The organism is Granulicella sp. L56 (genome assembly GCF_009765835.1).
In the GTDB taxonomy this organism is placed as follows: domain Bacteria; phylum Acidobacteriota; class Terriglobia; order Terriglobales; family Acidobacteriaceae; genus Edaphobacter.
The window spans coordinates 454402-478512 of the sequence record NZ_LMUS01000006.1 but is presented as its reverse complement, the minus strand read 5'-3'; the positions used below and the strand labels follow the sequence as shown (position 1 = coordinate 478512).

General features: G+C 57.5%; 28 protein-coding genes. 8 read left to right on the top strand and 20 right to left on the bottom strand.

Features of this window, described 5'->3' with window-relative positions; all coding sequences use genetic code 11:
- Positions 1–14: 14 nt before the first annotated feature.
- Together GSQ81_RS09825 and GSQ81_RS09820 are read left to right on the top strand one after the other, a co-directional pair.
- Positions 15–452, top strand: a complete 438-nt coding sequence (locus GSQ81_RS09825) for a thioesterase family protein (RefSeq protein WP_158910588.1) — start codon at positions 15–17, stop codon at positions 450–452.
- A gap of 37 nt (positions 453–489) precedes the next feature.
- The gene (locus GSQ81_RS09820) at positions 490–1230 is read left to right on the top strand and encodes an SDR family oxidoreductase (protein ID WP_158910587.1); all 741 of its coding nucleotides are present in this window, start codon (positions 490–492) and stop codon (positions 1228–1230) included.
- Here the strand turns inward: GSQ81_RS09820 and GSQ81_RS09815 are convergent.
- The 11 genes from GSQ81_RS09815 to GSQ81_RS09765 all read right to left on the bottom strand — a co-directional run bounded on the left by GSQ81_RS09815 (position 1187) and on the right by GSQ81_RS09765 (position 11127).
- Positions 1187–1639, bottom strand: a complete 453-nt coding sequence (locus GSQ81_RS09815; RefSeq protein ID WP_158910586.1) for a cobalamin B12-binding domain-containing protein — start codon at positions 1637–1639, stop codon at positions 1187–1189. The genes GSQ81_RS09820 and GSQ81_RS09815 overlap by 44 nt on opposite strands.
- A 36-nt stretch (positions 1640–1675) precedes the next feature.
- Positions 1676–2464 (bottom strand): glycosyltransferase family 2 protein, encoded by a 789-nt coding sequence (locus GSQ81_RS09810; RefSeq protein WP_158910585.1) that lies wholly within the window; start codon positions 2462–2464, stop codon positions 1676–1678.
- A 111-nt stretch (positions 2465–2575) separates the two neighbouring features.
- The gene (locus GSQ81_RS09805) at positions 2576–4963 is read right to left on the bottom strand and encodes an LptF/LptG family permease (RefSeq protein WP_158910584.1); all 2388 of its coding nucleotides are present in this window, start codon (positions 4961–4963) and stop codon (positions 2576–2578) included.
- Between the two features lie 83 nt (positions 4964–5046).
- Complete coding sequence (locus tag GSQ81_RS09800; RefSeq protein ID WP_158910583.1) at positions 5047–6252, bottom strand: acyltransferase; 1206 nt, start codon at positions 6250–6252, stop codon at positions 5047–5049.
- A gap of 58 nt (positions 6253–6310) precedes the next feature.
- Positions 6311–6649: a hypothetical protein gene (locus tag GSQ81_RS09795; protein WP_158910582.1), complete on the bottom strand. Its 339-nt coding sequence runs from the start codon at positions 6647–6649 to the stop codon at positions 6311–6313.
- Positions 6646–7431 carry a thioredoxin family protein gene (locus tag GSQ81_RS09790; protein WP_158910581.1) on the bottom strand — a complete coding sequence of 262 codons (786 nt, stop codon included), beginning with the start codon at positions 7429–7431 and terminating at the stop codon, positions 6646–6648. Before GSQ81_RS09790 ends, GSQ81_RS09795 begins: the two co-directional genes overlap by 4 nt.
- 33 nt (positions 7432–7464) lie before the next feature.
- Positions 7465–7944 carry an SRPBCC domain-containing protein gene (locus GSQ81_RS09785; protein ID WP_158910580.1) on the bottom strand — a complete coding sequence of 160 codons (480 nt, stop codon included), beginning with the start codon at positions 7942–7944 and terminating at the stop codon, positions 7465–7467.
- Between the two features lie 2 nt (positions 7945–7946).
- The gene (locus tag GSQ81_RS09780; protein ID WP_158910579.1) at positions 7947–8321 is read right to left on the bottom strand and encodes a helix-turn-helix transcriptional regulator; all 375 of its coding nucleotides are present in this window, start codon (positions 8319–8321) and stop codon (positions 7947–7949) included.
- A gap of 74 nt (positions 8322–8395) precedes the next feature.
- Positions 8396–9121: a response regulator transcription factor gene (locus GSQ81_RS09775; RefSeq protein WP_158910578.1), complete on the bottom strand. Its 726-nt coding sequence runs from the start codon at positions 9119–9121 to the stop codon at positions 8396–8398.
- Positions 9118–10044 carry a sensor histidine kinase KdpD gene (locus GSQ81_RS09770; protein ID WP_158910577.1) on the bottom strand — a complete coding sequence of 309 codons (927 nt, stop codon included), beginning with the start codon at positions 10042–10044 and terminating at the stop codon, positions 9118–9120. Before GSQ81_RS09770 ends, GSQ81_RS09775 begins: the two co-directional genes overlap by 4 nt.
- Positions 10045–10134: 90 nt before the next feature.
- Positions 10135–11127, bottom strand: a complete 993-nt coding sequence (locus GSQ81_RS09765) for a fatty acid desaturase (RefSeq protein WP_158910576.1) — start codon at positions 11125–11127, stop codon at positions 10135–10137.
- Between the two features lie 280 nt (positions 11128–11407).
- Between GSQ81_RS09765 and GSQ81_RS09760 the strand changes: the two genes are divergently transcribed.
- A complete protein-coding gene (locus tag GSQ81_RS09760) occupies positions 11408–12328 on the top strand; it encodes a type I phosphomannose isomerase catalytic subunit (protein WP_158910575.1) in 921 nt (306 codons plus the stop codon).
- Positions 12329–12350: 22 nt separating this feature from the next.
- Here GSQ81_RS09760 and GSQ81_RS09755 read toward each other — a convergent pair whose 3' ends face one another.
- Positions 12351–13214, bottom strand: coding sequence for an IclR family transcriptional regulator C-terminal domain-containing protein (locus tag GSQ81_RS09755; protein ID WP_158910574.1), 864 nt, complete (start codon positions 13212–13214; stop codon positions 12351–12353).
- A 203-nt stretch (positions 13215–13417) separates the two neighbouring features.
- Between GSQ81_RS09755 and pgi the strand changes: the two genes are divergently transcribed.
- Positions 13418–15049: a glucose-6-phosphate isomerase gene (pgi, locus tag GSQ81_RS09750; protein WP_158910573.1), complete on the top strand. Its 1632-nt coding sequence runs from the start codon at positions 13418–13420 to the stop codon at positions 15047–15049.
- A 65-nt stretch (positions 15050–15114) separates the two neighbouring features.
- On the opposite strand, the gene GSQ81_RS09745 is transcribed toward pgi, so the two are convergent.
- The 4 genes from GSQ81_RS09745 to GSQ81_RS09730 all read right to left on the bottom strand — a co-directional run bounded on the left by GSQ81_RS09745 (position 15115) and on the right by GSQ81_RS09730 (position 17418).
- Positions 15115–15783 (bottom strand): peroxiredoxin-like family protein, encoded by a 669-nt coding sequence (locus tag GSQ81_RS09745; protein WP_158910572.1) that lies wholly within the window; start codon positions 15781–15783, stop codon positions 15115–15117.
- A gap of 31 nt (positions 15784–15814) precedes the next feature.
- Positions 15815–16609: a dienelactone hydrolase family protein gene (locus GSQ81_RS09740; protein ID WP_158910571.1), complete on the bottom strand. Its 795-nt coding sequence runs from the start codon at positions 16607–16609 to the stop codon at positions 15815–15817.
- 203 nt (positions 16610–16812) lie between these two features.
- Positions 16813–16956: a DUF3309 family protein gene (locus GSQ81_RS09735; protein ID WP_158910570.1), complete on the bottom strand. Its 144-nt coding sequence runs from the start codon at positions 16954–16956 to the stop codon at positions 16813–16815.
- A 75-nt stretch (positions 16957–17031) separates the two neighbouring features.
- On the bottom strand, positions 17032–17418 hold the full coding sequence (locus tag GSQ81_RS09730; protein WP_158910569.1) for a group III truncated hemoglobin: 387 nt from the start codon (positions 17416–17418) through the stop codon (positions 17032–17034).
- Positions 17419–17771: 353 nt separating this feature from the next.
- On the opposite strand from GSQ81_RS09730, the gene GSQ81_RS19725 reads away from it, so the two are divergent.
- Positions 17772–18284 carry a hypothetical protein gene (locus tag GSQ81_RS19725; RefSeq protein ID WP_174237957.1) on the top strand — a complete coding sequence of 171 codons (513 nt, stop codon included), beginning with the start codon at positions 17772–17774 and terminating at the stop codon, positions 18282–18284.
- A 79-nt stretch (positions 18285–18363) separates the two neighbouring features.
- Here the strand turns inward: GSQ81_RS19725 and GSQ81_RS09725 are convergent, their stop codons facing one another.
- The 4 genes from GSQ81_RS09725 to ffh all read right to left on the bottom strand — a co-directional run bounded on the left by GSQ81_RS09725 (position 18364) and on the right by ffh (position 21796).
- The gene (locus GSQ81_RS09725) at positions 18364–18987 is read right to left on the bottom strand and encodes a Pr6Pr family membrane protein (protein ID WP_158910568.1); all 624 of its coding nucleotides are present in this window, start codon (positions 18985–18987) and stop codon (positions 18364–18366) included.
- Between the two features lie 104 nt (positions 18988–19091).
- The gene (locus GSQ81_RS09720) at positions 19092–19556 is read right to left on the bottom strand and encodes a transposase (protein ID WP_158910567.1); all 465 of its coding nucleotides are present in this window, start codon (positions 19554–19556) and stop codon (positions 19092–19094) included.
- 445 nt (positions 19557–20001) lie between these two features.
- Entirely contained in the window at positions 20002–20382 is a 381-nt protein-coding gene (locus GSQ81_RS09715; protein ID WP_216846413.1) for a hypothetical protein, read from the bottom strand.
- A gap of 28 nt (positions 20383–20410) precedes the next feature.
- Entirely contained in the window at positions 20411–21796 is a 1386-nt protein-coding gene (gene ffh / locus GSQ81_RS09710; protein ID WP_158912154.1) for a signal recognition particle protein, read from the bottom strand.
- 170 nt (positions 21797–21966) lie between these two features.
- Between ffh and GSQ81_RS09705 the strand changes: the two genes are divergently transcribed.
- Genes GSQ81_RS09705 through GSQ81_RS09695 form a run of 3 tightly spaced genes read left to right on the top strand, consistent with a single transcriptional unit; the run spans position 21967 to position 24111 of the window.
- The gene (locus GSQ81_RS09705) at positions 21967–22908 is read left to right on the top strand and encodes a site-specific tyrosine recombinase (RefSeq protein ID WP_158910566.1); all 942 of its coding nucleotides are present in this window, start codon (positions 21967–21969) and stop codon (positions 22906–22908) included.
- Positions 22905–23165 carry a hypothetical protein gene (locus tag GSQ81_RS09700; RefSeq protein WP_158910565.1) on the top strand — a complete coding sequence of 87 codons (261 nt, stop codon included), beginning with the start codon at positions 22905–22907 and terminating at the stop codon, positions 23163–23165. The genes GSQ81_RS09705 and GSQ81_RS09700 overlap by 4 nt, the downstream gene beginning before the upstream one ends.
- The gene (locus GSQ81_RS09695) at positions 23155–24111 is read left to right on the top strand and encodes a tyrosine-type recombinase/integrase (RefSeq protein ID WP_256369663.1); all 957 of its coding nucleotides are present in this window, start codon (positions 23155–23157) and stop codon (positions 24109–24111) included. The genes GSQ81_RS09700 and GSQ81_RS09695 overlap by 11 nt, the downstream gene beginning before the upstream one ends.

Sequence of the window (24111 nt, the reverse complement as noted above, 5' to 3'; positions counted from 1 at the left end):
GGTAGACTGTAAAGATGACTAAAGTTGTGACGGAACAGCCATCCATAGGCGAGACCCGCGTGCGTGTGCGCTACGCAGAGACCGATCAGATGGGCGTGGTCTATCACGCTAACTACCTGGTCTGGTTTGAGGTGGGGCGGGTGGAGTTCATCCGCCAGTTGGGGCTCGATTACAAGTCGATGGAGCGCGAGGAAGGTTGCGGGATCGCAGTTGTGGACGCGCGGCTGAGGTATAGGCTGCCAGCACGCTATGACGACGAGTTGATCGTGAAGACGCAGTTGGCTGCGGCCCGGGGTGCGGTCATCAGGTTTGAATACAAGATTGTGCGTGCAACCGATGGCGTTTTGCTCTGCGAAGGGGAGACGGTGCATGTGGTGGTGGGTGCCGGCATGAAAAAACGTTCTCTTCCACAGAAATATGCGGAACGTTTTGCGGCGCATCTCATCTCATAGGTGAATCCCAATCAGGGAACACAGTGAGGGCATCTCGATGAGTGTTGAAGCGAAACGGATTGCGCTGATTACCGGCGCGAACAGAGGTCTTGGGCTGGAGACAGGGCGAAAGCTGGGTCAGCAGGGCATTACGGTTCTGGTGGCGGCGCGCGATCTGGCGAAGAGCGAAGCTACAGCGGCTACGCTCAAAAAAGAAGGCATCGACGCTCGCCCCATCAAGCTGGATGTCAATAATCCGGCGGACTATCCTGCGGCGGCCAAGGCGATTGAGAAGGATTTCGGCAGGCTCGACATTCTGGTGAACAACGCCGGAATTTTTCTGGACAATCGCGGCCCTAACGAGACCAGTACGACCTCCGACGAGGTTTTGCGCAAGACCTTCGATACGAATTTCTTTGCGGTTATCGGTCTGACGCAAGCTCTGCTGCCGCTTTTGCGAAAGAGCGACGCCGGACGCATTGTGAACCTGTCGAGCATTCTCGGCTCGCTGACGCTTCACGCCACCAAGGGTTCCTATGTCTACGATGCCAAGACGTTTGCTTACGACGCCTCCAAGGCCGCTTTGAACGCCTTCACCATTCATCTCGCCCACGAGCTTGCGAATACGAAGATCAAGGTGAATTCAGCGCATCCGGGCTGGGTGAAGACAGAGATGGGCGGCGAAGGCGCGATGCTCGAGATTGAGGATGGCGTTAAGACTTCCGTACAGTTGGCAACCTTGCCGGAAGACGGGCCTACGGGCGGCTACTTCCATATGGGTGAGAGCCTGCCCTGGTAAGCAGCCCGCGTGGCTTTACATTTTTGCGGATGAATTCAACAGTAGTTTCAAGCGGCGTTCCCGGTCCGAAGATGGCCGAGACGCCGCTTTTTCGCAGGCCATCTGCATCCTGATCGGGGATAGTGCCGCCGAGGACGACGAGGATATCTTCAGCCCCTTGTTCGCGCAGTAGCGCAGTGATTCGCGGAACAATAGTGTTGTGCGAGCCCGAGAGGATGGAGAGGCCAATGCAATCCACGTCTTCCTGAATAGCAGCGGTGACGATCATCTCCGGTGTCTGCCGCAGACCGGTGTAGATCACCTCCATGCCGGCATCTCGAAGGGCGCGGGCGATGATTTTAGCGCCACGGTCATGGCCATCGAGACCAGGTTTGGCTACCAGAACACGAATTGGCGCGGGACGCCCCATCGAGGCGTAAGTATACGCGGCATTGCCTGAAGAATGTCAGCCCCTGCGTGTCGTCTGCCAGGCCTTGGAGTATTTCCAACTGGTATAGGTGGAGTGATAGAGATGCAGTAGCAGGCCTTCGCGGCCATCGAGGATGCCGCCGCGAAAAAAATAGTTCCAGACAAAAGTGAAGCCGGGCACGGCAACGATGTTCCAGTAGAACGCGAGCCAGGAGCGGCTCGTCTTTCCCTTCTCAATCACAATCTCTGCACCCAGAGTGCTATACCGATCCATGTGTTCGATGTAGCTCTCAATGGTGGGATAGGCATGATGAATGAGATCGTGGTGGAGCGTGTCGAGCTCACCGTCGAAGGCGATGGTTTCGTGGACCGGACGTTCCGTGAATCGCGTGCCTGGCGCAAAGTTCGCGGCATGGTGGCGAAAGAGGCGAAGCTTGGCGTCGGGGTAGTAGCCGCCATGGTGCATCCAGCGATTAAGGAATAGATTGCGTCGGCGAAGCATGTAGGCGTCGGCGCGAGGCTCCCCGATCAGCAGAATGCGGATCTCGGTCTGCAGCTCAGAAGAGAGCTCTTCGTCGGCGTCGAGCGAGAGCACCCAGGTTCCTGCGCACTTCTCGATCGCAGAATTCTTCTGCGAGGCGAATCCCTTCCACTCTTCGGAGAAGACCTTCGTATTCTTAAACGATCGGGCAATCTCAAGAGTTCGGTCGGTTGAGCCGGAGTCCAGAACGATGACTTCGTCGGTAAACTGAACACTGGCGAGGGTTCGGCCGAGGTTGGCCTCTTCATTGAGCGTGATGATGGCTACGGACAGAGTTTGAGACATGGCGTCGCACGGGTATGGCGCTTCGTCCTTTTTAAATTGAGCAAAGTTCGTTCTGCTGGGCTGATGTGGCTAATCCTATCGCAGATTGGGCTATTTGTCGTGACGGCCCGGTTAAGTAGAGCTGCGGAGCAGGAGATAAGTGCCCGCGATGCCAAAGAGGAGGTCCGGCGACCACGCCGCCAGCAGGGGCGGCAGCGTGCTGACATTACCCATTGCTTCAAACACACCGGCCACCACCCAATAGGCGATGGCCAGCCCAATCGCCGTGGCAATGCCCGTGAGACTACCTTTCTTGCCCATGGAGAGCGAGAAGGGAATGGCAAGAATCGCCATCACCAATGTAATCAGCGGGTAGGCAACTTTGCGGTTCAGTTGTACGCTGAGCCGCGTCGTATCGAAGCCGCTCTGCTTCAGATCGGAGATGTAGCGTGAGAGTTCACCGTAGGACATCTCCTGCGAGGGAATATTTTCTTTCTTGAAGTAGCCAGGCTGTTCGCGGATCTCGGGGAAGGTGGACACGGTAAAGGGTTGGTAGGTTGCGACGGTTTCTCCGGCAAAGGTGCGCTGCCAGCCGTCATCGAAAACCCAGCGGTTCACGCGAGAGTCCCATCGCGCGCTGGAGGCGAAGATGCGCCGCTGCAACGCGAAGGTATGCGGTTCGAATTCGAAGACGCTTAGGTTTGCAAAGACGTTCTTGTCCGCGTCGAAGAACTGATAGTAGAAGATGCGCGAGGGTTGGCCAGAGTCCGTCGTCTGCCCGGAGATCCATTTGCGGTCTGGCCGCAGGAACGTCTGCGCGGGCTTGTCCTTGATGACCGAGAGCAGCGCCTCCTGGCGGCGGTTGGCGGCAGGCAGATAGAGTTCGTCAAAGGCGAAGAGTCCCGCGGAGATCATCAACGTCACGATGAGCACCGGGGTAATGATGCGGTACAAGCTGATGCCAGTGGCCTTCATCGCTGTGATCTCGGAGCTTCGGCTCAGCGCTCCGAAGGTGACCAGCACTGCTACGAGCGCACAGAGCGGTGTGACGTTATAGAGGATGAAGGGAATGAGATTCAGGAGATACTCGCCCACGGTAAACAGCGGTGTGCGATTGCGGAAGATGTCGCCGAGCAGCTCAAAGAAGGTGAAGATGATGGAAAGCGCAGAAAAGCTGGAGAGGATCAGCGCGAAGTTGGCAGCGTACTCGCGCATGACGTAGTCGTCGAGCAGCAGCGGAAACTGAATGCGGAAGGTACCGCGAAACCGGCGCAGCACGGTTGCGATATCGGGAGTGAGATTGCTGCCGATACTCTCGCTTGCGCCCCGTGAGACCAGTCGCTTATAGAGCTTGTTGATCGAACCCCCGGCGCTTGAGAAGATACCGAGCGCAAGGCTTCCCCGGGACATCTGGTAGAGCAGGATGATACCGGCACCAGTGAAGATGAAATTTGCTCCCCACACTCCAAGAAAGGGCGAGAGCTTACCATTCTTGGCAAAAGCCACGCCCACCGATGAAAGGAAGTAATAGATAAAGACCAGAAGAATTGTGAGCACGAAGCCGGTCGATTTTCCGCCGCGCTTGGAAGAGAGGCCAAGAGGCACGCCGACCAGCATCAATACCAGACACGCGAAGGGATAAGAAAACCGCTTGTGGAACTCGATGCGATAGCTGCGCGCCAAGGTTTCCGGCACTCCGACCTGGCTGCTGCGATGCCAAAGCTCACGTAGGGGAAGCGCAAGGATCGGCGTATCGACGCGACCCAGATGGGGGTCGGGCGGCGCCTCTGTTTCGATAGGAATATCCGTAGAGGCAAAGGTGATGATGTTGTACTGGTTTGGATTTCCAGCCGTGGTCTCATGCTGGCCGCCATCGATCATGTGCAGACGGATCGTCTGCGCGTCAGCGGTCCCGGGAGTTCCGCCTACGACAATAGCGCGTTCGGCTGTCGTGATGTGCGGTGTGGCGGGCTGTGTGAGATCGGCAAGAAACACATGATCCCAAAGCGCGGCCCCGGCAGCGGGTTTCACATTCTGGATGTAGAGAACATAGTTGTGGAAATCCTCGTAGAAGACTCGTGGCTGCACCTCGAAGGAGGCCTGCGAAGACTTCAGCGTGTCACCGAGTTGCAGCAGTCCGGCAGATGCTCGAGGCCCAAGGTAGAGGGAGTTTAATAGTCCCAGTCCCAGAGCGACGACGGCCACGATGGAGACGATGCGCACAAAGGTCATTGCTCCCATGCCGCTGGCGCGCATCGCCGTAATCTCGCTGTCGGAGGCAAGGCGGCTGAGGCCAAGGAGGATGCCGACCAGCACCGCCATCGGAATGGTGTAGGTGATGGCGCTCGGAAGGGTATAGGCAAAGACGAGAAAGACCTGGCCGAAAGAGGCCGACTCGCGGACCACCAGCTCAAGGATCTTGCCGAGGTCGCGCATGAAGAGCACAAAGGTGAAGAGCGTCCCGCCCAGCAGAGCGTAAGAGGTGACCTCGCGGAGAATGTAGCGGGTGAAGATGCGCATGGACAGATAGTTGCCTAGATTGAGTTTATCGCGTGCGCTGGTATGTATGTGAGGAGAAGATTGGCAAAACGCGGAACTCGCTGCTACACGGCAACGCCTTTCTGGTGTTGAGCGCGGCTATCGGCCTCAAGGACGGATCCGAGCTTGTCGGAGCCATCGCCAAAACGTCTGCGGAGGAGGCGATTCATTGGGTCGGAAAAGAAGCGCGCGATAGCCTCCCCTAGTAGTCCCACAATCACAATGACGGCAATGAACAGCGCCGGCACCCCGCGCATAGGCTTGCCTGCCTCGACAAACAGGCCAAACAGGGCTAAGACCACGAACATATGAGTCAGATAAACCTCATAGCTGCGTTGACCCAGCTTAAGGAGTGGACTAAGCACGCGCGGGCTCTTCCACTGTGTCTGTGCCGCCAACGCGACCAGCATACAGGTGCCCAGAGCGAGAATCGTCATGTTGAGCCCGTTTCGGCCGAGACCCCAGATATAGGCTCGGATGGAAAAGCAGAGGCTGAAGATAAGTAATATTGCGCCTGAGCCGCCTAGCATCCATAGCTGTAGTCGGGAGAAGCGTATTCGCGAAACCACCAGCGCCGTAAGGCAGCCAAGGGCGATCGCGTCCATGCCTCCGAGATAGGAGTACTCCTTCCACACGCCGTTGCCGTGGGCAAGAACCGTTCTACCAAAAGGGCCGAGGACGACAAATGCCAGCAGCAGCGTGACGAGCAGCTTGCCGCGGCTAAAGAATCGACATACCAGCGGGAAGAACAGATAGAACATCTCCTCAACGGAGAGCGACCAGAGGATATCCCAACCGCCCGGAAGATATCCGCGTCGAGCTTCCAGTAGATTGATGTGGAAGGTAAGCGCCGCAAACAGTGCTCGGCCCAGCCCTCCAGTCTTTGCCGGGACGACAAAGTCTTTGAGATGCGCGAGGTGTAGGCCACTCAATACAGCCAGCAGCAAGAACAGCAGCGGCGCAATGCGAGCGAAGCGCAGGCGGTAGAAGTCCGGCACGCTGATCGCCGACAGCGATCCCCATCGGCGGAGCGTCGTCGCGGTAATGAGAAAGCCGGAGACCACAAAAAATATCTGAACGCCGAATTGACCGTTCCACACCAGCGAAAAGACGAGTTGATGGGGAAGCCCCTTGGTGTACGGTACCTTTACTCCAAGCAATCGCATGTTGACGTGGTTCATCAGCACGAAGAAGATTGCAAGGCCGCGAAGTAAGTCCACTCCGTCCAGTCGTGTCCAGCTTCGTCTCAGGTTTGCTGGCTCGGATGGCATGTCCCATGATCTATCAAAAATAGAGGCTGCCCATCCGAAATCAGCATTGCAGCAAGAATTATTTTCCAGTGGCCAGTTTTAGTTGACGAGCGCGTTGTATGGAGCGGGCAGTCATATACAGAAGCGATGCGACGCACAGGGTCACGATCGTGGTTCGCAGATAAATCGCGGCCGACATCGAAAGGCCCACGCCGGTTGCAAGTACCAGATAAGCCGCCAGACAGAGCGGGCATTTCGGCAGCAGGGCAAGAATGGCGGCCGGAATTATCCATTCGACGGTGCTTCGGCACCGCCGAACGAAGAGGGACGACCTGACGTGGTTGCCCGCGTATTTTGCTGCGGGTGTCTCGCGACCTGCATCGGTCGCGGCGACACCACAGCAACGAGGAGCGCTCACGAGAAAGCCTCCTCCGCAACGCATCCACAGCCTGCGGACGACAGTTTGGCAGTCGGGCTATTCTCGTATCGATCATGGTGGCGAACCCATGACATCGTAAAGGCGAAAGAGTCTTCGTCCCGGCCTTTGGGCGCGAGATCGAGATAGTTATAGGTATTGATCAGGATGTCGCCGCCGCGTGCATAGGCGGAGTAGGTATGGAAGATATCGCCGGCTGCGTCCTTGTAAAATACGCTCACTCCCGGGCCTTCTTCGCTCGGAAAAAAGCCGCGAGCGAAGTTGTAATACACATCGCCCTTCTCGACTTTTTCCTTCGTAAATGACACGTTGTAGTCGTAGTTGAAATCTGTGGCGTTGGAAGACACCCACTTGAAGTGCCAGCCCATGCGCTTTTTGAAGGCTTCGATCTTGGACAAAGGCGCTCTGGATACTGCCAGCAGGGTTACGTCGCGATCGCCGAGATGAATGACCGAGCCGTCGATGCTATCGGCCAGCAGCGAACAACTTGGACAGCCCTCTGCCCACTCCGGGCCGAACATGAAGTGATAGACGATAAGCTGGCTGTGGCCACCAAAGAGATCGGCAAGCGTCTCTTTACCGTTTGGGCCGTCGAAGACATAGTTTTTCTCGACTTTGACCCAGGGCAACTCCTGGCGTTGACGGCTAAGTTCATCCCGTTGATGGGTGAACGCTTTTTCTTTCACCAGAAACGCCTTGCGCGCCTCAAGCCATTCCGCATTCGATACTATTTTGTGGCTGTAATCGATAGGGCTAGTATTCATCTCTTCCTCTCCTTGTCTGTCAGGTTGAATAAATTAGCGGCTTCCACGCAGCGCGTCGCTCTTGCGTTCTGCATTCTCGCGAACTTTTGCCAGTATGCTGCCCCAGCCCTTGTTGATGGCGACGCCATCGAGAAGATCCTCGGGAATCTGGCCGAGCGCCCGGTGAACAAACTGAACGCGAGTAAGGCCCTCCGCCTCACTCAGCCGATACTGCACATTCGACATCGCAGGGAAGGACATGAACAGCGGGCCGCATATTTCAAGCAACGCAGGCGGCTTGATGGCCTGCACCGTCCCCCAGAAGTGGCCGGTATTGTTGCCGAGATCGCGGAACCAGCGGCCACCGGGCCACGCCTCCAGATGCATGACCAGCGGTGATCCATCCGGCGTCTCGTTATAGGGGCCTATCTGTTCCAGCAGCGTCTCGAAGACGATGTCGATCGAGGCCGCAATCTCCTCAGTTTTGACTATCTCGAGTGTGCGAATCCCTTGTTCGGAAGGCTTAATCGGCATAGCTATATCTCCTCTTTTTCGGTGAATTGATTTTCGCGTGCGATTCGTTGCATCATCTTCTGCTCTGCCCGCTGCTTGACCTTGTCGAGCTGGTGGGTCCAGAAGCGCTCATACGTCTTCACCCAATCGTGCACGGGCTTCAGTTCCTTTGCGTTCAGGCGGTACATGCGAAGCTGGCCGCGTTTGCTCACCGTCACGATGCCAACCTTGCGCAGCACGCCAAGGTGCTTGGACACGGCTGGTTGCGGCAGCCGAAGCGTCGAAACCACTTCGCCTACAGCATGTTCTTTGCCGTCGATAAGAACAGCGATGATCTCGCGTCGTCGAGGCTCGGCGATGGCATTGAAGACGTCGGCAGTAGTAGCAGCGCGTGGCATGAGTCGAATAATATTCTTATATGGGAATATGTCAAGCGCAAAAAAACTTTATATTCCAGTCATGCTCAGGCAAGTTAGGGATTAGCGATGAATCGATAACCGATGCCGCGCACGGTGAGCAGATGCTGCGGATTTCCTGGATCGTCTTCGATGTAACGGCGAAGGCGCACGATGAAGTTGTCGATGGCGCGGGTGTCGGTATCCTCGTGCACCCGCCACACCTGTTCGAGGATGTCCTTGCGGGGCACAATCTGGCCTTCGCGGTCGGTCAGATAACGCAACAGGTCGGCCTCCATCAGCGTGAGATGCGTTGTGCGATTGGGGGCGACCAGTTCAAGCGCGTCGAAACGAATCGTGCGGTGAGCGAAGATATATTCGTCAGGCGGCGTTTCAGGCGGAGCGGCAGTATTCTGCCAGGCAGCGCGGCGCAGAAGAGACTTCAGCCGCATGAGCAGAATGTTCAACTCGAATGGCTTGGGAAGATAGTCGTCGGCACCCGCTCCCAGTCCTTCAAGAATGTCTTCAGGCCGCGTGCGCGCTGTCAGCATCAGCACCGGCGTATATCGCTGTGCCTCGCGCAGGGCATGAACGATGGCGAAGCCGTCCGTGCCCGGCAACATGCAGTCCAGCACGATGGCTGCAATTTTGTCCTGCGTGGTCAACAGATAGTTCAGCGCGGCATCGCCATCAGCCTCATGGTGGGTCGCATAGCCTTCGGCCCGTAGATTGAACAGCAGCCCTTGCGCAAGATGCTCTTCGTCTTCGATGACGGCAATCAGTGGAGCGGTCGGTTCTGTCATGGTTTATCCGGGTTGCTCTCAGGGGCTGCGAGCGGCAATGTAAAGGTGATCGTTGTGCCAAGACCCGCACCGGCGCTCGTTGCAGTGACGTTCCCACCGTGCTGGCGCGCGATGTTGCGCACAAGGAACAACCCTAGTCCGGTGCCCTTGATCTTGACCATGGAGCGCCCCGGCACGCGATAGAACCTCTTGAAGATGCGTTTGTACTCATTCGTCGGTAGCCCCATCCCCGTATCGGTGATGCGCAGCATGACCCACGTATAGCGCGTGATGGCCAATGAGCAGCGAACATGCACACCCTCAGGCGAATATTTGACTGCATTGTCAAGCACGTTGATGATCGCGGTGCGAAGGTCTTCCAGAATGCCGATCACCTGTAGCCGCACAGCGCCCGGTACCGGTTCAAGAACAATGTTGTCGGCGGCAAGATGATGTCGCTGCAGCGTGACGTTGATGCACTCGATGAGCAGCGCTTCGATGTCGATGAGGGTGCGATTTTGTTGACGATGCCGCTGGCCTAGCTGCCCAGCCTTCAGCACTTGTTCAACGGTGGCGAGAAGCCGGTCCGAGTCCGACAGCATGATCTTGTAGAACTGCTGTCGCTGCTCTTCCTCGACGGGACGGCGCTGCAGTGTCTCCAGATAAAGCCGGATCGAAGCAATCGGAGTTTTCAGTTCGTGACTGACGGCATTCAGAAAGGAATCCTGGCGCTCGTTGCGGCGGATCTCCCGCACCAGGAAAACCGTGTTGAGCACAACCCCCGCGATCAGCAGGCTGAAGAGGATAACGCCGAGCACAGCGAACGCGACAGCACGGTCATTCAGGATGATCCACCCGATATTCAGCGCAATCGCAAGGCCCACAAGCAGAACGCCCAGCGTAATGAAGAAGGCGATAGCTCCGCGGCGTCGGGAAATATTCATGAGCGTTGCTGAAAGTATAGCGGCAGGCATTAAAAAGCAAAGGCGCAGAACCGAAGTTCCGCACCTTCACTTCAAATGTGCTGTCGGATTTTAGACACCCGCAGGCTTTGGGTTCTCCGGATCGAACTTGGCGATCTGTACCTTCTGTGCCAAGCCGATCTTCGAAAGCAGCCAGATGCCGTAGTAGTTGATGTCGAACTCATACCATGCAAGGCCGTGACGGGCGCTGACTGGGTGGGCGTGATGGTTGTTGTGCCAGCCTTCGCCGCCGGTAAGAATCGCGACCCACCAGTTGTTGCGCGAGTCATCCTTGGTCTCGAAGCGCCGCTTGCCCCACAGGTGCGTAGCCGAGTTCACCAGCCACGTCGCATGAAGGCCAACGGTGACGCGGAGGAAAGTTCCCCACAGAACCATACCGACCGCGCCGACGACGCGGTGGTCAGGACCGGCAAGCGCGGCGCCGATAGCAACTTGAAGCAGACCGGAGAGAGTCAGCGGAACCCAATGATATTTGCTCAGCCAGACATGCACGGGGTCGCGGGTAAGGTCAGGGACGTAGCGGCCAAGCAGAGCAGTTTCGGAGTGCATGGCGCGGCCGGAGAGAATCCAGCCAGCGTGTGCCCACCAAGTGCCGTCGTGCGGCGTGTGCGGATCGCCCTCGTCGTCGGAGTATTGATGATGAACACGGTGTGTCGCTACCCAGAAGATCGGTCCTCCCTCGAGCGCGAGTGTTCCGCACATGGTCAGGAAATATTCAACCCATCTTGGCGTCTTGTAGCCGCGGTGCGTCAGCAGACGATGATAGGCCATGCCGATGCCGACGTTGATGGCGAAGAAGTACATGATGACGAACGCTGCAAGGTTCTTCCAGCTAAAGAAGAAAAGTGCGGCGATAGCGCCCACATGGAACAGCCCCATGGCGATGGTGGTGATCCAGTTGATGCGGCCCTGCTGATACTCGCGGCCCATGCGAAGGTCTTGCTTCACCTTCTGCCGGACTTCGGCGACAACAGGAATAGCGCGGGTAGAGGCGGCGGCCTTGGTCGTCGTCGTTTCTTCGGGAGTAGTAAGCGTTGGGCTCATATGTGAACTGTCCTTTTTACTGCTGATTTCAACGCTATCAGTCCTGGAAGAATGTGGGTGTAAGACTTTTGTAATGCCCCCGCATTCCACCGGTGTACTTTGTAAGACTTTTGTAATGCCGCTCGAAATAGGATGATGACGACGATGAATCCAACTTCTGCCCAGCTCCTCCTTTGCGCTATTGTTTCCCTGTCAGGCGCCAAAGCGAAGGCCGCAGAAAAGAATGCACCCACGCGAGTAAACTGACCCGAGAACATACCCTCAGGAGAAATTCCTCTCAATGCCCAACTCGCACAGTGCAAACTCACCCGCTCCCTTCCGTCTGAAGCCATGGTTCAGTGAGCGTGTATGGGGCAAGAGCGACCTCCGTCCATGGTATGAATCGACCGGTACGAACGAACTCGTCGGAGAGGCATGGCTCACCGGCCCGGCATGTATCGTCGAGACCGGCTCTTTTGCCGGAAAGACCTTCGCGGGGATGTCCGGCAAGATTGGCGGCGAGTTTCCCCTACTGGTTAAAATTCTCTTCCCCAACGACAAGCTCTCCGTCCAGGTGCATCCCGACGACGCCCAGGCCCAGGCCGCAGGGGAGACCCGCGGCAAGACCGAGTGCTGGTACGTCCTTGAAGCCGCTCCCGGCGCCGCCGTCTCTCTCGGTCTCAAGCCAGGAGCGGGCGCGCCAGAGGTAGCTGCTTCCATAGCCAATGGAACTATGGAAGACCTGTTGCAACAGGTTCCTGTTTCAGTGGGAGATATGATCTTCGTCGATGCCGGAACCGTCCACGCCATCGGGCCTGGCGTCGTCTTGCTCGAAACCCAGCAGACCAGCGATATCACCTATCGCCTCTACGACTACGGACGCTCGCGCGAACTGCATCTGAAGCAGGGAATCGCCGTGATCAAGGCAAAGAGCAGAGCAGGCAAAGTCGAGCCGCGCCTGATGGACGGCTTCGTTCGCCTGATTGAACAGGAGTACTTCACGGTAGACCGCTTCGATGTTCCCTTTGGAGAGATCAAAATCCCAGCCACGGGTCCTGCCTGCCTGGTGAGTCTGTCTGGCTGGGGCACGGTGAAGAGCGCCCAGGGCTCAACCGGCCTTAAGCCCGGTCAGGCGGTCGTGCTTCCACAGGGGACGGGAGATATCGTCATCGACGCGCCGGCGGCACTCTCTTTTGTCCGCTGCATGGCCCCGGCAATCTGATCCAAGACTGATTCGCGCAACATCAACGCAGGAAAACGCTCAGCTCACTGGCCGCATTTCGCAGATGAGGCAGGTATCGCGTCTGCATATCCATAACCGACATCCGTTGCGCATTCCCGCTCAGGTTGATCGTCGCCACTGCTCGCCCCGAAGGAGAGAACACTGGCACCGCCAGCGATCGCAGCCCAACCTCATACTCCTGATCGCAAATGGAATAGCCATTCCGCCGAATGTTACGCAGGTGTAGCCGCAGCTTTTCGATTGTGTTTACCGTTCGCGTCGTATACGGAATCAGCTCCACCTTGGCCAAGTAGCTCTCAAGCTGCTCTGAAGGCAGATAGGCCAGCAGTATTCGCCCCATGCTGGTGCAATACGCTGGCAAGCGGCTGCCTATATGCAGGTCCACCGACATTACCCGACTAACGCTCGTCCTCGCAATGTAAACAATGTCTTCCCCATCGAGCGTTGCCACCGAGAAAGATTCGCGCAACGCAGCCGACATCCGCTCAAGAATAGGCTGCGCTGCGCTCGATAGCGTATTGGAGGCCGTATAGGTGTGCGAGAGCGTCAGCATCCGTGGGCGCAGCGAGTAGCGCGATCCATCTTCGGCACCCGCGAAACCCAGCTTGGTCAGCGTATAGAGGCACCTCCGTACCGCGGCACGCGAGAGGCCGGTCTTAATGCTGAGCTGAGAGATCGTCATCTGCGGCGACTGCTGCGTGAATGCCTGGATCACGATCAGCCCACGCGCCAGCGACGTCATGAAATTGGGGTCACCGGTATAGATGTCAAGGGATGCGGCGGGTGTAGCTTTCGGCGTGTCAGGTAGAGGAGCGGTCGCAGGCGATGCGATGGATGGGACAGGGCGGCTGGGAGCGAGACTCATTGCAATCCTTCCATGCCGGACGATCGCGGGAAAAATCCAAGGGCGATAGCCGGACTAGATATACGATAAACGCACGTAGAGATTGTTGCAAGATACAACTGTCTCCCTCCCGCCGGGGCGCCCTTTCAACACGCATTCAACCTTCGGCTCTAAACTATAGGCAGTCACTACGGATGAGCACCAACAAAGGAGAAGCAAAGCGTATGGCAACACAACTCGCACCTCTCGGCGAACGGAAGGCATGGAAGGCTCTTCAAACCCATTTTCAGCAGATTGGCGGCAAGCATCTGCGTGAGTTGTTTGCCGAGGACCCCGCGCGCGGAGAGCGGTTTACCGCGGAGACAGGTGGCATATTTCTTGACTACTCGAAGAACCGCATCACCGACGAGACCCTGAAGCTGTTGCTCCAACTGGCTGAGGAGTCGGGGCTGCGCGAGAAGATCGAGGCGATGTTCCGCGGCGACAAGATTAACATCACGGAGAACCGCGCCGTTCTGCATGTCGCCCTGCGCGCGCCGAAGGGTGAGTCCATCGTTCTCGACGGCGAAGATGTCGTTCCCGCCGTGCACGACGTGCTGGACAAAATGTCTGCCTTCGCCGATCGCGTCCGCAGTGGCGAGTGGAAGGGGCACACCGGCAAAAAGATTCGCAATGTCGTCAACATCGGCATCGGCGGTTCGGACCTCGGCCCGGTCATGGCATACGAGGCGCTGAAGTACTACAGCCAGCGCGATCTCACCTTCCGCTTTGTCTCCAACGTCGATGGCACCGATTTTGCCGAAGCCGTCGAAGACCTCGACGCGGAAGAGACGCTGTTCCTGGTTGCCTCCAAGACCTTCACCACGCTCGAAACTATGACCAACGCCCACACCGCGCGCGATTGGGCGCTGGCAAAGCTCGGCGACGAGAAGGCTGTGGCCAAACACTTCGTAGCTATCTCGACCAACGCCAAAGAGGTAGCGAAGTTTGGCATCGATACCGCGAACATGTTCGGTTTCTGGGACTGGGTCGGAGGGCGCTACTCGATGGACTCGGCCATCGGGTTGTCAACGATGCTCGCCATCGGGCCGGACAACTTTCGCGCCATGCTCGCTGGATTTCACGAGATGGACGTGCACTTCCGCACCACGCCGTTCGAGAAAAATCTTCCCGTTCTGCTGGGTTTGCTGACCGTCTGGTACACCGACTTCTTCGACGCGCAGACCGTGGCGATTCTTCCTTACGAGCAATATCTGAAGCGTTTCCCGGCCTATCTCCAGCAGTTGACAATGGAGTCGAACGGCAAGCACGTCACACTCGAAGGAAAGCAGGTCGACACCCTGACCGGCCCGATCTACTGGGGAGAGCCCGGCACCAACGGACAGCACTCGTTCTACCAGCTTATCCATCAGGGCACGCGGCTCATCCCCTGCGACTTCATCGGCTTCTACAAGACGCTGAACCCGCTGGGCCAGCACCATGACATACTCATGGCCAACGTCTTCGCGCAGGCCGAGGCGCTCGCCTTTGGCAAGACCGCCGAGCAGGTCAAGGCAGAGGGCACACCCGACTGGCTGGTGCCGCACCGCGTCTTCGAGGGCAACCGTCCCTCCAACACGATCCTCGCCGACCATCTGACACCCGAGGTGCTGGGCAAACTGGTAGCACTCTACGAGCACGCTGTCTTCACGCAAGGCGCCATCTGGAACATCGACTCCTTCGATCAATGGGGAGTCGAACTGGGCAAGGTACTGGCGCAGAAGATCATCGGCGAATTGGAGAGCGAGACCGAGCCGAAACTGGCGCACGATACTTCGACCACAAGCCTGATCCGGCGATACCGCAAGAATAAGTAGCTTCGTCTGTTAAATCGTAGAGTGATGCTCGTCCTTCGGGGCGGGCATCATTGTTTGAGCGAAGACTAAAGCGCGGCCAGCACATCCGCAGGCTCAGGACGAACGCGAAAGTCGGCATGGGCTTCGCTGAAGGCGATGGTTCCATCCTGCCGGATCACGAAGAGCGCAGGCAACGGAAGCCGCCAGCTCGCTTCCGTAGCGTTGTGATAACTCAAACCTGCATTGTTGAAAGGAATATTGATAAGGATGCTCTGGTAGTAGCGCCGATGCTGCTCAGGGATGGCGTAGGCGATACCAAATTTTTCTGCTACCTCTGCGCCGGGATCGGCAAGCAGCGGGAAGGGCAGAGCGTGCTGCTGAATCATGAAGTCATTCTGCCGCGGAGTCTGTGGCGAGATGGCGACGAAGAGTGCGCCGCGTTCGCGGAGCTGTGGATAAAGCTCACGCCAGGTCTCCAGTTCGGTGACGCAATAAGGACACCACCGTCCACGAAAAAACTTGACGACCAACGGCCCAAGGGCCAACAGGTCGGCAGACTGTATCGGCTTTCCGCTGCGTGTGTCCTGTAGAGAGAAGCTCGGGGCAACGCTTCCCACGGGAAGAATGCGTCGCTCAATCCCTGTATTCAGCAGCTCAGCGGTGGCCTGTTCAGAAATAGCGAGACGGTCGGCCTGCACGAGCTTGCGAGTGTTTTGCGTGATGCGATCGAGTTGGTCTTGAAGAGAGGCGGCCACACGTCATTATCGCAGCCGCCAAGCTGCTGCGTCACATCGTACCGAGCAGCTTGATCAAGCGATCGAACCCATCTTCCCGGGCCTTTTTATTCGCTGGAGTCGGATCAGGAGCTTCGCCTGCCCGCATAAATCCATGGCCCGCGCCATCGTAGATCACCGGCTCGTACTTTTTGTTAGCTGTCTTCATCGCTTCGGTGGTAGCTGGAACCGTGGAGCTGATGCGAGCATCGTTGCCGGCATAGAAGCCATAGACAGGCGCGGTGATCGTGGTGAAATCGGATGGTGGCGCGCCGTAGAAAACAAACGCTGCCGACAAATCATGGCGATGCGTGGCGAAGGCAAAGGACTTTCCGCCGCCCCAGCAGAAGCCTGTCACGGCCAGCTTGCCATTGGCCGAGGGAATCTTCTTCGCATAGTCCGCTGCGGCGTCGAGGTCTGCGTTGACATCATCAGGGTTCAGGCTGGAGACCGCTTTGACGGCATCGTCCTGGCTTGCGAACTCGCTGAAGCCGCCGCCATGCGGTCCATGTCCCGAAAGCAGGTCGGGCGCGATAACGATGTAGCCCTCGGCTGCAATCTCATCGGCCATCTCCTTGGCCCAGTTTGTCAGGCCGAATATCTCGTGGATAAGGATGACTACAGGAGCCTTGTGGCTGACCTCAGGGTAGACAACAAAGGCCTGCACCGTGTGGTCACCATGCTTGAGCGAGATATATTCATGGTGGCGTGGAGATTTATCGAGGCGCGCCTTCGCCCAGTCCTGGGCTTGAGCGGCGAGAGGAAGAAGCAAGCAGAGTGCAAGAAGTCTAAGGGCCGTGCGTCGCATGGAGGGAGTGTATCCCTGCATGCGATGGCTCGACAAGGCTGCAGTTGTCTAATTCGAGCAAGTTTATTGAACGGTGATGAGTTCAAGGGAATGCCGATATCAGGAGTTGGCTCACACGGATTGGGAAGCGAGCGGTTCTCTACTGGAAGATGCAAGCCCATTCTTCGGAGTTCGGAAGCAGTTGAAGAAATGGGCCAGAAGGGCTAAATAACCCTGAGCAAAAGCAGAATGAGGACGATGAGGAGGATGAGACTGAGGCCGCCACCGCCGTAGTAACCGAGTCCCGGACCCAGGCGATAGCCTCCAAAACCGAACACCAGAATCAGAATAATGAGAAGAATAAGCATTTCGTATCTCCGTGGCGGCGAAGGTTCGCTCGCTGAAGAGTGAGATGCAGGTTCTCCGATATGTGCAACGAACAATTACAAATTAGGCTGCGCGAAGCTGCCTCGCTGGTAGGCGATGCCCGCCTTGAAGTTGCCTGCGATGCGCTCAGACTTGGCGATGATGATGGCGGCATGAGCTGGAGCCATGACCTCTTTCGCGGTTTCGGCGAAGAGTTCGAGCCAACGGTTGAAGTGGCTGGGCTCGAGCGGAAGCTGGAGGTGGGTCATCATGGGGTCGCCTTTGTAGCGACCGGTGGTGAGCATGACGGTGGACCAGAAGTTTTTGAGCAGGGCGAGGTGTGTGGGCCAGTCCTCGACCTTCTCATTGAAGATAGGGCCGATCTCGGGGTCGAGTTGAACCTTGGCGTAGAAGCGGTCTACCAGGTTTGAGATTTCGTCTTCTGTGATTTTTTCGTCCGCCATTTTGGTCGCCTCTTTCTCTTTGCTATACCGACTGATCGTTCCTTTTGCTTGCTGGCAGGAGGTACCCCCTCCCCCCTGTACTTAAGCACTAAAGTCTTCGAAGTAGAGACTTTAAGTCTGGACTTCGGTATGACTTCAGACGATAAAAGCCCGGCTGCTTGCCGGGCTTTTTGAGCTTGTTTTCTGTCTCCAGTTTATCAGCGGTGTCAAGCTTTTCTGGCTGAATGGGGATGAGTTGAATCCGAGGGTGCCGCAACTTTGGGGTCGATTTGGGTTTTACCTGATAGCCCCAAGCAAAGTGCATGGGTCGCCATGAAGACCGACGAAGTTCGGATTCTGGACAGGAGGCAGTTGTGAAATTTCTAAGATATGTTGCTTTGCTTTCGATCTTCTTTATCCCGGTAGCGTACTCGCACGCCCAGGTCTCGGCTGGTATCGGCGTAGCTCCCTATGGGGACGGTTACGGCTACGGTCCTCCATCGTGTTCTTACGGGTATTACAACTATGCTCCGTATGCGTGTGCTCCTTACGGATACTATGGCCCGGCGTGGTTTAACGGTGGAATCTTTATCGGTGCCGGCCCCTGGTATCGCGGCTACTATGGCCGTGGCTACGGTTATGGCTACCGCGGCGTTTATGGCCGTGGTTATGGATATGGACGCGGCTATGGCTACGGTCGTGGATATGCCTATGGCCGTGGAGGCTATGGACGCGGCGGCTACGGCGGAGGATATCGCGGCGGCTACGCTGGTGGTGGACGAGGCGGGTACGGCGGTGGTGGTTTCCACGGTGGCGGAGGCGGAGGCTTCCACGGTGGCGGCGGTCACGGTGGCGGTGGCGGTCATGGTGGCGGCGGACACCGGTAATTCTGCCGATTGATTTACGGTAGGGCAAAAGGCCCACCTCAGCGATGAGGTGGGCGTTTTGTTTTTAAGGCCGGTGGCTTTAGATGACGTTGCGCTTGAACTTGTTGCCGAGCCAGAGCAGTAGGAAGCTGACGGCGAGGAAGCCGATGGTGATGGCGGCGCTGTGGACGGCGACGCCGGTCCAGCCGCCGGGGGATTTGTTGGGGTCGATGAACCAGTAGGGATACCAGTTTGTGAAGGCTCCGCGGATGAGCGAGTAGGCAAGATAGGCGATGGGGTAGACGACCCAGAACCAGATGTGTCTGGGGACGAGCTTCGCTTTTGGCGGCTGGATGAGCCAGTCGAGCACCATGACGACGGGCATGAGGGAGTGGAGGACGAAGTTGGTCCAGGGGATCAGTCCGCTGTCGAGGTGGCTGAGGAGAAGGCCGAAGACGAGCCCGACGATGGCGATGGAGACGGTTGCGCTGCCGCGAAGGATGTCGTCGGCTTCGGTGGGGTCGCGGTGGCGGATGAGATTGGCTGCGCTGACGATGAGGACGATGGCGACGAAGAGATTGGTGAGGATGGTGAAAAAGCTGAAGAAGTTGGTTGCGCTATTGCTGCTCTGGATGACGGAGTCGATGAAGGATGTGATGATCGCGGCCAGGGTGAGGAGGCCGAAGAAGAGGCGGGCGGCGGCTAGGATGTACCGTTTGGCCATGCTCCACTATGGGGGATGTTGGGGGTGGGGTCAACGGATGATTCTCTTTGGGTATGGGTGCCCCACATCTCGACTCTGAGATGTGGGCCTTTGCGGAACGATCTCTAAGCCTGGGTGATTAAGACCGGAGATGGTTCTTCCAGAAGATAGTGGCGATAGGATGACCAGTGCCAGTCTTCGGGATGCATCACGAGGTCGCGTTTGACCGGGTTGCGGTGCATGTACTTCAGCTTCTCGACCCGCTTATCATGAGTGAAGACGTTGAAGTCGTAGTAGCGGGCCTGCCAGAAAGGGCGTTCCGTGAGGCGTCTGGAGACGGAGATCTTCATGGCTTGAAGGGCCTTCGACAATAGATCGTCGGGAGGTTCGCTGACGAGCAGGTGAACGTGCTCCGGCATGACCACGTAGCCGAGGATTTCGAATTGGTAGTGGCTGCGGGTGCGTTCTAGAGAGTCGAGGAAGATGTCTCTTGCGGTTGGGGTGTTGAGGTAGGGTTTGCGGTGGTGGCAACTGAAGGTGATGAAGTGGTCGTCGCCTTCTTGTTGGTATCGCTTTAGGCCGAGCGGCATGAGGTGATTTTAGGGTATCGGGTTCGCGCGTGGCGCGAATGCCCACATCTCAGAATCGAGATATGGGGCACCCACGTTTTTCGGGTTGAGTCAGATGTGGGCCACCCGCCCACCGGTCCCAATTGTAGGAATGTTAAGGGCGGTAGAAGGGTGAATACTTCAGTTCTTCGAACGGAGCCTCACAGAAGATTAGGAAGCGGTCCGGCTCAGCTTCCTCAACGTGGAAATTGTTGGCGACGTATGCCCCTCCCGGCGGAATCCTAACGCCGCGATTGAGGTCCATACATTCTGCTTCGGCAAGATAACGCGATGGCCAATACGCTGCATCCTTCGCCAACTGACAGAAGGAGTAGATATTTCGGTTATCGTTCGGAGGTTCGTCCTGTTTACGGTCACAAATGTAGCCTTTTTGCATCACTAGACTAACCTCACTCAGATTGTACGATTACTCTTTCTGATCCCAGCCCACTACTCTATCTTCCTCAAGGGTGACTCGTAGGCGATAACGATTCACTCCGGATGGGCTATATTTCCAGATTTCTTTTTTTCTGGTTTTGAGTAGATTTCTGTCGATGGCAACAGGCTCTCCAAGTGAATCTATTACTTGCACAGCCGTCTGACCCTGCCACAATTGCCCCTGTAGAACTCTTTGTAAAGTCTCGTCGCAATATTTTTCATTTAGGTAAGCAAGGCGAATGTCTTTCTGTTTTTTCTTAGTGCCAAAAAGGTCAATTTTATTGAAGATCATCTTGGTGAGCGCAAAGGTGCCATTTGCGACAATTGAGAGTCCAGTTAGAACACTTCCATCATTCCTGCGTCTCGCCACTAGTAGGCCTCCAAACAGGTACGATAATCTACCTACCGAATTTTTGTCTTCCTTGCATTTGGCTCATCATGCGTTGCTGGGCTTTGATGCCGCCTCCTGAGCCCATGGTTTTGAACATCTTTCGCATCTGGCCGTATTGGCGGAGGAGGTTGTTGACGTCCTGCACGGTGGTGCCGGAGCCTGCGGCGATGCGCTTGCGGCGGTTGCCGTTGATGATCTCGTGGTTCTGGCGCTCTTTGTTGGTCATCGAGTTGATGATGGATTCGACGCGGTTGAACTGGCCTTCGTCCACGTTTTCGACGGCCTGCTGCATGCCCGCGAAGGGGCCGACCGAGGGGAGCATCTTGAGGATGGACTTCATGCTGCCCATCTTTTTAATCTGACGGAGCTGCTCGCGGAAGTCGTCGAGCGAGAAGCCGTCGCCGGAGAGGGCCTTTTTGGCGAACTGCTCGGCTTTGCCCTTGTCGAGGGTGGATTCGGCGCGTTCGAGCAGGGTGGCGATGTCGCCGTGGCCCATGATGCGGCCGACGATGCGGTCGGGGTGGAAGGGCTCGAAGGCGTCGGGCTTTTCGCCGGTGCCGAGGAACTTGATGGGCGCTCCGGTGACGTGGCGGATGGAGAGGGCAGCGCCGCCGCGGGCGTCTCCGTCCATCTTGGTGAGGATGGCTCCGGTGATGGTGAGGTGGTCGTTGAAGGCCTTGGCGGAGTTGACGGCGTCCTGTCCGGTCATGGCGTCGGCGACGAAGAGGATCTCGCTGGGGTTGAGGAGCTTTTTGAGCGCGGCCATCTCGGCCATGAGGGCGTCGTCGATGTGGTTGCGGCCAGCGGTGTCGACGATGAGGATGTCGCAGCCGTAGTTGGCGGCTTCGCGCTTGGCCTCTTTGGCGAGGCGTTCTACTAGCTTGGAGTCTGCGGCCTCTCCTTTAATGTCGCCTTCGTAGAGCTGCGCGTTGATGGAGCGGGCGACGATGGCGAGCTGCTCGCGGGCGGCGGGGCGGTAGACGTCCACCGAGACGAGCATGGGCCGGTGACCGGCTTTTTTGAGCCACTGGGCGAGCTTGCCGGAGGTTGTCGTTTTGCCGGAGCCTTGCAGCCCGGCCATGAGGATGACCGAGGGGGGCTGCGAGGACTTCTGGAAGCGGGCGGTGTCCTTGCCGAGGACGTTGACCAGCTCGTCGTGGACGATCTTGACGATCTGCTCGGAGGGCGAGAGCGCGGTGGCGACTTGCTCGCCGAGGGCGCGGGTGCGGATGTGCTCGATGAGTTCGGTGACGACGTTGAGGTTGACGTCGGACTCGAGCAGGGCGAGGCGAATCTCGCGCAGAGCGTCGGAGATGTTCTCTTCGGTGATGGTGCCCTGGCCGCGGAGAGTCTTAAAGGATCGCTGGAGTTTGTCGCTTAGGTTTTCAAACATGACTGGCTTGAGTTTATCAGTGGGGAGCATGATGCCCATATCTCAAAATCGAGATGTGGGGCATCCGCATCCGTGCCCGGATTCTTTCTCTTTTGGGGAGTGGCTAGCGTGGTGATGGCTAGGTGGGTTCCGGGGATTTTGGGGGAGGGTTTCAGGGGGATAATGGGGCTATGCCAGCAGAGGTTCAGGTTCGGGGTAACGCGCAGACGGTGCGGGAGTTTGTTGCGTATCTGCGCGTGGAGAAAGGGCTGCGACCGGCTAGTTGTGAGGCTTATCAGGTCGATCTGGAGCAGTTTGCCGAGCATGTTGAGGGGCGGAACGGGGTGCTGGTGTCGGCGGTGCAGGCCGATGTGAGCGGATTTATGGAAGGGCTGCGCGGGCATGGGGTGGAGTCGCGGTCGATTGCGCGGAAGTTGAGCGCGCTGCGAGGGTTCTATCGCTGGCTGTTGATGGATAAGCGGATTGACCATGACCCCACGGTGAATATTGAGACTCCTTCGAGTTGGAAGGTGCTGCCGAAGTCGCTTGCCGAGGGCGAGGTGGGCGAGATGCTGGAGCGCACGGGCGTGGCTGCGCGTGCGGCGGATGCGGATGGGCTGGCGCTGCGCGACCACGCGATTCTGGAGCTGCTTTATGCGGGTGGGTTGAGAGTGGGAGAGATTTGCTCGCTGGGGGTGGAGGATCTGCATCTCGATCAGGCGCGAGCGCAGGTGAGAGGGAAGGGCGACAAGGAGAGGATTGTTCCGCTGGGACGGAGTGCGGTGGAGGCGCTGGAGCGGTATCTGTCGCTGGGAAGGCCGGGGTTGGTGCGTGGCGGGATGCAGCGCGCGCTGTTTTTGAGTGTGCGCGGGAAGCCGCTGACGCGGCAGTGGGTTTGGGAGATGGTGCGGAGTGCTTCGGGGACGGGAACGAAGGCGAGTCCGCATATGCTGCGGCATAGCTGCGCGACGCATATGGTGGAGCATGGTGCGGACTTGAGGAGCGTGCAGACGCTGCTGGGTCATGCGGATATTGCGACCACCCAGGTTTATACGCATGTGGCGCTGGGACATTTGAAGGCGGTGCATCGGGCGCATCATCCGCGTGGGAAGCGGCGTGAGGCCACGCTGTGACCTCAAAACAACAATCGGGAGTATTGATCGGAGGCATAAGTGGAGTGATCGCAATTATCTCTGCGTTGCCAGTCTTCGACGTAGATATTGGAAGTATTTTTGTGGTATTAGCTTTTCCGGGAATGCTGTTGAGCATGGCGGTGTCCGGTAATGTCCATGCTTTTAATCGATGGTTGGTGGTGCTGTTTAACTGGATCATTTATGCCTTTATTTTTATAGCTCTGCGGAAAGTGATAAGGATTTTTCGTGGGAACTAATATCAATGATCTGGCGGAGGGTTTTCTGGCGATGCTCGCGAATGAGCGCGGTGCATCGGAGCATACGGTGCGGGCTTATGCGCGGGAGGTGCGTGGGTTTGCCGCTTATCTCACCGAGACGTTGGGGAAGGATGCGCGCATTGTGGTGGTGGAGCACCTGCATATTCGGGCTTATCTTGGCGTGCTGTATGAGCGTGGGTTGACGAAGGCGAGTGCGGCGCGCGCGCTGGCGGCGATTCGGAGCTGGTTCAAATGGCTGGCGAAGGAAGGAAAGGTGGCGCAGAATCCAGCGTTGCTGGTGAGTACGCCCAAGCGGCCGCTGCACCTGCCTCGCGTGCCGAGCATGGAAGAGGTAAACCGCGTGCTGGATTCGCTGGAGAAGCCGAACAAGCAGGAGGCAACTGAGGCGGCGGCATGGCCGGAGCGGGATCGTGTGATCTTCGAGCTGCTGTATGGCTGTGGAATTCGTAACTCGGAGTTGGTGGGTTTGAATATGGGCAGCGTCAAGTGGCGCGACGATGCTGTTCTGGTTCGTGGCAAAGGGAAAAAAGAGCGTCTGGTTCCGCTGGGAGATGAGGCTGCGGCGGCGCTGCGGATTTATCTACCACTGCGCGAGGCGAAGCTGACGGCGGCGGGCAAGGGTGGGCTGGTTCATGATGGACCTCTCCTAACGAACCTGCGGATGCGTGGGGATTGCCGTTTGACGACGCGGAGTGTGGGCCGGATCGTGAAGGCGATTGCCCTGAGCCGAGGGCTGGCGGCGGATGTGCATCCGCATACGCTGCGCCATGCTTTTGGGACGCACATGCTGGAAGAGGGTGCGGACCTGCGAGCGATTCAGGAGATGCTGGGGCACGAGCGGCTGTCGACGACGCAGCGATACACGCAGTTGACCGTGGGGCAGGTGCAACGGGTGTATGACGAGACGCATCCCCGAGCGAAGTAA